The sequence below is a fragment of the Pseudomonas sp. GW821-FHT02A08 genome, assembly GCF_059422045.1.
The window spans coordinates 53,537-61,197 of the sequence record NZ_JBWKWD010000038.1 but is presented as its reverse complement, the minus strand read 5'-3'; the positions used below and the strand labels follow the sequence as shown (position 1 = coordinate 61,197).

General features: G+C 61.7%; 7 protein-coding genes. 6 read left to right on the top strand and 1 reads right to left on the bottom strand.

Annotation, left to right across the window (positions count from 1 at the left end; translation table 11 throughout):
• Window positions 1-143: 143 nt before the first annotated feature.
• Window positions 144-1,901: a L,D-transpeptidase family protein gene (locus AC07W4_RS22690; protein WP_495034052.1), complete on the bottom strand. Its 1,758-nt coding sequence runs from the start codon at window positions 1,899-1,901 to the stop codon at window positions 144-146.
• Between the two features lie 85 nt (window positions 1,902-1,986).
• Between AC07W4_RS22690 and AC07W4_RS22685 the strand changes: the two genes are divergently transcribed.
• From AC07W4_RS22685 to AC07W4_RS22660, 6 genes are all read left to right on the top strand, one after another.
• Window positions 1,987-2,715 carry a murein L,D-transpeptidase catalytic domain family protein gene (locus tag AC07W4_RS22685; protein WP_008048957.1) on the top strand — a complete coding sequence of 243 codons (729 nt, stop codon included), beginning with the start codon at window positions 1,987-1,989 and terminating at the stop codon, window positions 2,713-2,715.
• An 80-nt stretch (window positions 2,716-2,795) separates the two neighbouring features.
• Entirely contained in the window at window positions 2,796-4,517 is a 1,722-nt protein-coding gene (locus AC07W4_RS22680; protein ID WP_495034051.1) for a copper resistance system multicopper oxidase, read from the top strand.
• Window positions 4,518-4,527: 10 nt separating this feature from the next.
• Window positions 4,528-5,391 (top strand): copper resistance protein B, encoded by an 864-nt coding sequence (locus AC07W4_RS22675; RefSeq protein ID WP_495034050.1) that lies wholly within the window; start codon window positions 4,528-4,530, stop codon window positions 5,389-5,391.
• Window positions 5,392-5,443: 52 nt separating this feature from the next.
• Entirely contained in the window at window positions 5,444-5,827 is a 384-nt protein-coding gene (copC, locus tag AC07W4_RS22670; RefSeq protein ID WP_495034049.1) for a copper homeostasis periplasmic binding protein CopC, read from the top strand.
• Window positions 5,828-5,830: 3 nt separating this feature from the next.
• The gene (gene copD, locus AC07W4_RS22665; RefSeq protein ID WP_495034048.1) at window positions 5,831-6,754 is read left to right on the top strand and encodes a copper homeostasis membrane protein CopD; all 924 of its coding nucleotides are present in this window, start codon (window positions 5,831-5,833) and stop codon (window positions 6,752-6,754) included.
• 90 nt (window positions 6,755-6,844) lie between these two features.
• Window positions 6,845-7,630, top strand: coding sequence for a transporter substrate-binding domain-containing protein (locus AC07W4_RS22660; RefSeq protein ID WP_495034047.1), 786 nt, complete (start codon window positions 6,845-6,847; stop codon window positions 7,628-7,630).
• Window positions 7,631-7,661 lie beyond the last annotated feature (31 nt).

Here is a 7,661-nt window from a genome sequence, read left to right as displayed (position 1 = left end):
GCCTGACGTACCGCAATGACTGATTTTACGACTGCTTCGCAGCCGAACGCAGCCTCGCGGGCTCGGCAGCTGCTACAAAGGGTGTCGCGGATGAAATTGCTTAACTGACTGGCATTAGCCCCAGTGGCGCCTATTTTACCCTTTCAGGGTTGATTGCTCTGCCCCGTCACCACCAGCGGTATCTCTGCGCGACGCAAGTCCAGCGCGGGCAGTTTCGTAGGCTGACTCAAGCCCTGCAACACCCTGGCATCGTAATCATAAATGTCGGGCTTGAACGTCACCCGCCCGTCGTTGCTCAGGTCCACAGTCCAGTAAGCCAACAACACCGGCACTTTCACCGGCAGCAGGACGTTCTCGGTCCGGCCATTGGCCAACTGCTTCTGGATGCCGGCGCTGTTCCAGCGCACCGGGTCGTTGAACAACAACTCGACCAGTTGCAGCGGGTTTTCCACGCGGATGCAGCCCGAACTGGTGGCCCGGACCGTCTTGGCAAACAGCTCGCGGTGCGGTGTGTCGTGCAGGTAAATCGCATAGTCGTTGGGGAAGCGGATCACCACCTGCCCCAGCGAACTGTCGGGCCCGGCATCCTGACGCAGGTGGATGCCTCGCGGATTGCTCCAGTCAACGTCCGACGGGTCGAGCACATTGCCTTCGCGGTCGAGTACACGAATGCGGTTGGCCGCCAGATAGCCCGGATCGTTCTGGACTTTCGGAATCACGTCCTGCTTGAGGATGGTCGGCGGCACGGTCCAGGTCGGGTTGAAGGTGATGTAGGTGATTTCGGCCTGGAACACCGGCGTACTGCGCACCGGTTTACCGACTTGCACCCGCGAACGCCAGATCGGCAGACCGTCGCGGTACATCGCCACCTTGTAGCCGGCGATATCGACGATCACGAAGGTTCCCTGAAGTTTGTACAACAACCAGCGAGCGCGCTCCATGTTGACCCGCACCTGATCGATCCGCGCCTCGACAGGCACGTTCAGTGCCGCCAGCGTCGCCGCCCCCGCCACGCCATCGGCACCCAGGTATTGCTCAGTCTGATACTTCTTCACCGCGGCAATGACCTTGCCGTCGTAACCGGCCTTTTTCGACAGGTGCGGGTCCAGGTAACCGCCCGCCACCAGACGCGCACGCAATTGTGCGACCGCCACCCCGTCCATGCCGGGCTTGAGCGATTGCCCTTCGGTGACTTTCGGCCAGCCGCCCGCATCACGGACCTGGCGCAACCGGGCCAGGCCCTCACGCAAGTTGCGGTAAATCTCTTCCTGAGGAGGTGCCTCGGCAAAGGCACGCCCCACGTCATGGTCATCCAGGGCGGCGAACAGGTTGTTCATGTCCTCGCGGGCATTGCCGCCGGCAGGTTCGAAATTCCAGTGAATGTCCAGCCGCGACGGATCGACCTTGCCCCGTCGCAGTTGCAGCAGCGCGGTGATGAACGTGCGGGTCGCCGCCATGTCGAACATCGCCCGTTGCGCCGTGGAAGGCATGGCCGCCGCCAGCGATTCATGGGCCTGTGCCAGTTCGGTGATGCGAAAATCCGCCGGATTCAGGCCGTCGATTCGGGTGTCTTCCAGGCTCTTGAGTAATTGCGCCACGTCACGATCGTCCGTCCACGCGGCGCGATAGTTGCGATGCATATAGAAATCGAGCACCACCCGACTGACATCCACGCGCTGATGGCGCCTGGACGTGAGCAACGGCGGAAAGGCCGACCGCAGCGGTTCCAGCGTCGCCTGAATCGCATGGCCGACCGCATCGCCGGGCGCTGCGGCATCGATTGTGCTGCTCGCTACAGATACCGGCTCAATCGGCGAAATTTGCCCAAACGCCGCACCGCTGATCAGAAAGCCCATAAAAAACATGCGGCTTATGACGAATGACCTTGTTAACTGCACCATGGATAATCCTTAATCCCCCGTTTCAAACGGCTAGCTTTCCACTCGCTGCCAGCTAGACTCGAAATTATCATGATGAGACCCGATTATGGCGCTAAACCGCTTTGGCCTTTTATTTGCCATTTTACTGACGTGCCTTTCAGTAACGTCAGCCTACGCCGATTCGCTTGAAAACGCGCTGGTCAAAGCAGCCCCCGGCGCCGACGCCAAAGTGATTGCCCTGGCCGTTCGCGCCACCCAATGCAGCCGCGCACAAGGTATCGCCCCCGCCCAAAGACTGGCGGTGATCGATTACTCCCTACCCTCGACCGAACAACGTCTTTGGGTCTTTGATCTTAAGCGGCGCAAGTTGCTGTTTCACGAACTGGTCGCCCATGGCCGCAACAGCGGTGAAAACATGGCCACCCTGTTCTCCAACCGCAACGAAAGCCACGCCACCAGCCTCGGCCTGTTCCGCACCCAGCAAAGCTACCTCGGCCAGAACGGTTACTCGTTGCGCATGGAAGGCCTGGAGCCCGGCTTCAACGACAACGCCTTTGACCGGGCCATCGTCATTCACGGCGCGCCCTATGTCAGCCCGGTGCTGGCCCGCGCCAATGGCCGCATCGGCCGCAGCCTGGGTTGCCCGGCCGTCAGGCCGGCGATTGCCCATCGACTGATTGATTCGATGAAGGGCGGGCAATTGTTGTTTTCCTACTACCCGGACCAACGCTGGCTGAAGTCGTCTTCCTACATCAACTGCGGCGGCGACACCGTGGCCTCAAGGGAAAAGTCCACTTCAAGCCAGAAAGCGACGTCCAACCTGTCAAAACTGTAATCCCCGCCTCAGCCTGCTGAAAGGCACCGCCCGCTAGCCTCGTCGACAAGTTCAACAGGCTGACGGGCGGAACACACGGCATGCACTCCCACACTTCAAGACGCACCTTCGTCAAAGGCCTGGCCATCGGCGGACTCTGCGGCGGCCTCGGGTTATGGCGCACGCCGGTCTGGGCGATCAGCAGTCCCGGCGAACCCCAGGTGTTGGCCGGTAATGATTTCGACCTGTTCATCGGCGAATCCCCGGTCAACTTCACCGGCAGCCCGCGCACCGCACTGACCATCAACGGTGGCATTCCCGGCCCGCTGCTGCGCTGGCGCGAAGGCGATACGGTGACGCTGCGGGTGCGCAACAGACTCAAGGACAGCACGTCCATTCACTGGCACGGCATCCTGCTGCCGGCCAACATGGACGGCGTGCCGGGGCTGAGCTTCAAGGGCATCGAGCCTGGCGGCCTGTACGTTTACCAGTTCACCGTGCGGCAGAACGGCACCTACTGGTATCACAGCCATTCGGGGTTCCAGGAACAATCCGGCGTCTACGGCCCGCTGGTGATCGACGCCAAGGACCCGGAGCCGTTCCAGTACGACCGCGACTACGTGGTGATGCTCAGCGACTGGACCGACGAAGACCCGGTCGGCCTGATGAAGACGCTGAAAAAACAGTCCGATTACTACAACTTCAACAAACGCACCGTGGGCGACTTCATCCACGACGTCAGCGAAAAAGGCTGGGGGCCGACCGTCGCCGATCGCAAAATGTGGGCCGAGATGAAGATGAACCCCACTGACCTCGCGGACGTCGGCGGCGCCACTTACACCTACCTGTTGAACGGCCTGGCACCGGACTCGAACTGGACCGGGGTGTTCCGCCCGGGGGAAAAGCTGCGGCTGCGCTTCATCAACGGCTCGGCCATGACCTACTTCGACGTGCGCATCCCCGGCCTGAAAATGACCGTGGTCGCCGCCGATGGCCTGCACGTCAAACCGGTGAGCGTCGACGAGTTTCGCATCGCCGTGGCGGAAACCTTCGACGTTATCGTCGAACCGACCGAAACGGCCTACACCCTGTTCGCCCAGGCGATGGATCGCACCGGATACGCACGGGGCACCCTGGCAATGAAGGCCGGACAGGTTGCGCCACTGCCGCCATTGGACCCACGCCCTCTGGTGACCATGGATGACATGGGCATGGCCGGCATGGGTATGGCCGGCATGAACCACGGCAGCATGGCAAGCATGGATCACAGCAACATGGCCATGGGCGACATGCCCGGCATGCAGTCCCACCCGGCCTCGGAAACCGACAACCCGCTGGTGGACATGCAAGCCATGTCCACCTCACCAAAACTCGACGATCCCGGCATGGGCCTGCGCAACAACGGTCGCCGCGTGCTCACCTACTCCGACCTGCGCAGCACCTTCGAAGATCCGGACGGCCGCGACCCTGGCCGCACCATCGAGCTGCACCTGACCGGCCACATGGAAAAATTCGCCTGGTCGTTCAACGGCGTGAAGTTTTCTGATGCAGAGCCCCTGCGCCTCAAGTACGGCGAGCGGCTGCGGATCGTGCTGGTCAACGACACGATGATGATGCACCCCATCCACCTGCATGGCATGTGGAGCGACCTCGAAGACGAGAACGGCCAGTTCATGGTGCGCAAACACACCATCGACATGCCACCGGGCTCCCGGCGCAGCTATCGGGTCACTGCCGATGCGCTCGGCCGTTGGGCCTATCACTGCCATCTCCTGTACCACATGGAAATGGGCATGTTCCGTGAAGTTCGCGTGGAAGAATGAGGCGCACCCCATGACTCGATTCACCCCGTTTTTTTTGGCACTCGCGACCTCGACGGCGATGGCCGCCAGCGATGACATGCAAGGCATGGATCACAGCCAGATGGACCACGGCCAGATGCAAGGCATGGACGACGGCCAGATGCAGCCCGCCGCCCCCAGCGAAAGCCGCACGCCGATCCCGGTGCTGACCGATGCCGATCGCGCTGCGGTGTATGCCGATCCCGCCGGCCACCACGTACATGACAGCACGCTCAATTCATTTTTCCTCGCCGACAAACTCGAGTGGCAGGACGCCGATGACGGCAGCACCCTGGCCTGGGATTTGTCCGGTTGGGTCGGCGGCGACATCGATCGCCTGTGGCTGCGCTCCGAAGGTGAACGCACCAACGGCGTGACCGAGGACGCGGAAATCCAGGCCCTGTGGGGCCACGCCATTTCCCCGTGGTGGGACGTCGTCAGCGGCGTGCGCCAGGACTTCAAACCCAGCGCCCCGCAAACCTGGGCCGCGTTCGGCGTGCAAGGCATGGCGCTGTACAACTTCGAGGCCCAAGCCACGGCCTTCATCGGCGAAGGCGGCCAGAGCGCCGTGCGGCTGGAAGGCGACTACGACATCCTGCTGACCAACCGGCTGATCCTGCAGCCGACCGTCGAGCTCAATGCCTATGGCAAAAACGACCCGCAGCGGGGCATCGGCGCGGGGCTGTCCAACACCGAGGCGGGTTTGCGCCTGCGCTACGAAATCCGCCGGGAATTCGCGCCCTACCTCGGCGTGACCTGGAACCGCACCTACGGCAACACCGCCGACTACGCCAACGACGAAGACCAGGACCGCAGCGAAACCCGCCTCGTGCTCGGTGTTCGGCTGTGGTTCTGAACAGACTCACCCAAAACCGACAACAACCGCTTCGAGCGGTAAAGGACCTTGCATGCGCCTCATCAAACCCACCGCTATCGCAGTCGCGTTGCTCAGCGGCCTGCTCATGAGCACCCTCGCTCAAGCGCACCCCAAACTGCTCGCCTCCACGCCGGTGGAAGGCGCAGAAGGTGCCCCGCCCGACAAGATCGAACTGCACTTCTCCGAAAACCTCGTCACCCAGTTTTCCGGCGCCAAACTGCTGATGACCGAAATGGCCGGCATGGCCCACGCCCCGATGCCGGTCAAGGCCAAAGTCAGCGGCGGCAGTGATCCGAAGACCATGTTCATCACCCCGACAGCGCCCTTGACTGCCGGCACCTACAAGGTCGAATGGCGTGCGGTGTCGTCGGACACCCACCCGATCACCGGCAATGTCACGTTCAAAGTGAAATGATCGATGAGCGACTCGGCCAACGTCGTTCTACGGTTTGTGTTGTATGTGGATTTGATGCTGTTGTTTGGCGTGGCGCTGTTCGGGCTGTACAGCTTCAAGGGGCAGGAGAGGCTATCCGGGACGGTGCGGCCCTTTCGCCGGCTGTTGACGGCAACAGCCGGGCTCGGCGCACTGCTGTCCATCGCCGGCATGGTGCTGATGGTCCGCGCCATGAGCGGCGAATCAGACGTTACCGAGTTGCGCCCTCACCTCGAAATGATGCTGTTCGAGACAGACGTCGGGATGGCCTGGGCCGTGCGGATGATTGCACTGGCGGTCGCAGGTTTGGCGGTGATGCTAAACACACGCGCCCCCGGCCTCAGCCTGGTGATCGCCAGCACTGCCGGAGGCATCGCCCTCGCCAGCCTGGCCTGGAGCGGGCATGGCGCCATGGACGAAGGCAGCCGTCGTTACTGGCACTTCACCACAGACATCCTGCACCTGTTGGCGGCCGGCGCCTGGCTCGGCGCGTTGCTGGCGTTTGCCTTGATGGCACAACCCCGAGCCCTGCAAACCGAAGCCAACATACGCTTGCTGGCTCGCGCAGTCAGGCGATTTGAGCTTGTCGGTGCGCTGATCGTCGTGGGCATTACCGTCACGGGCGTGGTGAACTACCTGTTCATCGTCGGGCCGAAACTCGATGAGGTTTTACTCAGCCCCTACGGAATTCTGCTGGCGATCAAAGTGCTGCTGTTTGCCGGGATGCTGGTGTTGGCGGCGCTGAACCGCTTTCATCTTGGCCCCTTGCTGGAGCGGTCGTTGCGAGAGGGCCAATATCGCGAGGCAGCCCATGCACTTCGGCGCAGTGTGGTAGTGGAAATGGCCGCGGCGGTTTTGATTGTGGGGTTGGTGGCGTGGTTGGGGACGTTGAGCCCGGAAGTGGAATGAGGCATCTCCCGGGGGCGTTGATTTTCACACCGGTGAAAGTTTCACTACACTCCCCCTTCAAAACCACTCCAGCACAAAAGCCCGATAACAATGACGAAAATCAAAAGAGCAATGATGCTCGGCGGCTTGCTCGCACTCTCCCTTGGCGCCCAGGCAGAACCTTCGCATCTGGACAGCGTCATGCAAAAGGGACAATTGCGTGTTTGCACCACCGGCGACTACAAGCCCTACACCCTCAAAGCCGAGGACGGCGAATACTCCGGCATCGACATCGCCATGGCCCGCGCCCTGGCCGACAGCCTTGGCGTCAAGGTCGAGTGGGTGCCCACCACCTGGAAAACCCTGATGCCCGACATGCTCGCCGGCAAGTGCGACATCGCCATGGGCGGCGTCTCGGTCACCCTGGAACGGCAGAAAAAAGCCTTCTTCAGCAGCATCCTGGACGTCGACGGCAAAATCCCCCTGGTGCGCTGCGAAGACCAGGCGCTGTACCAGACCGTCGAACAGATCAACCAGCCAACGGTTCGCCTGGTCGAACCCGCCGGCGGCACCAACGAAGCCTTCGTCCACGCCTACCTGCCCAAGGCGCAATTGCAACTGCGCGACAACGTGAGCATCTTTCAGGAACTGCTGGATAAAAAAGCCGACGTGATGATCACCGATACGTCGGAGGCGCTGTACCAGCAGAAGCTCAAACCGGGCCTGTGCGCCGTCAACCCCACGCACTACATGCAATACGGCGAAAAAGCCTACCTGCTGCCCCGGGACGACATCACCTGGAAGCTGTACATCGATCAGTGGCTGCACCTGGCCAAGGCGACAGGCAACTACCAGAAGATCCTGCGCCAGTGGCTGGCGGTGCCTGACGCCAAGTAACGGATCGTTTTTTTCGCACAAAAAAGGGCGC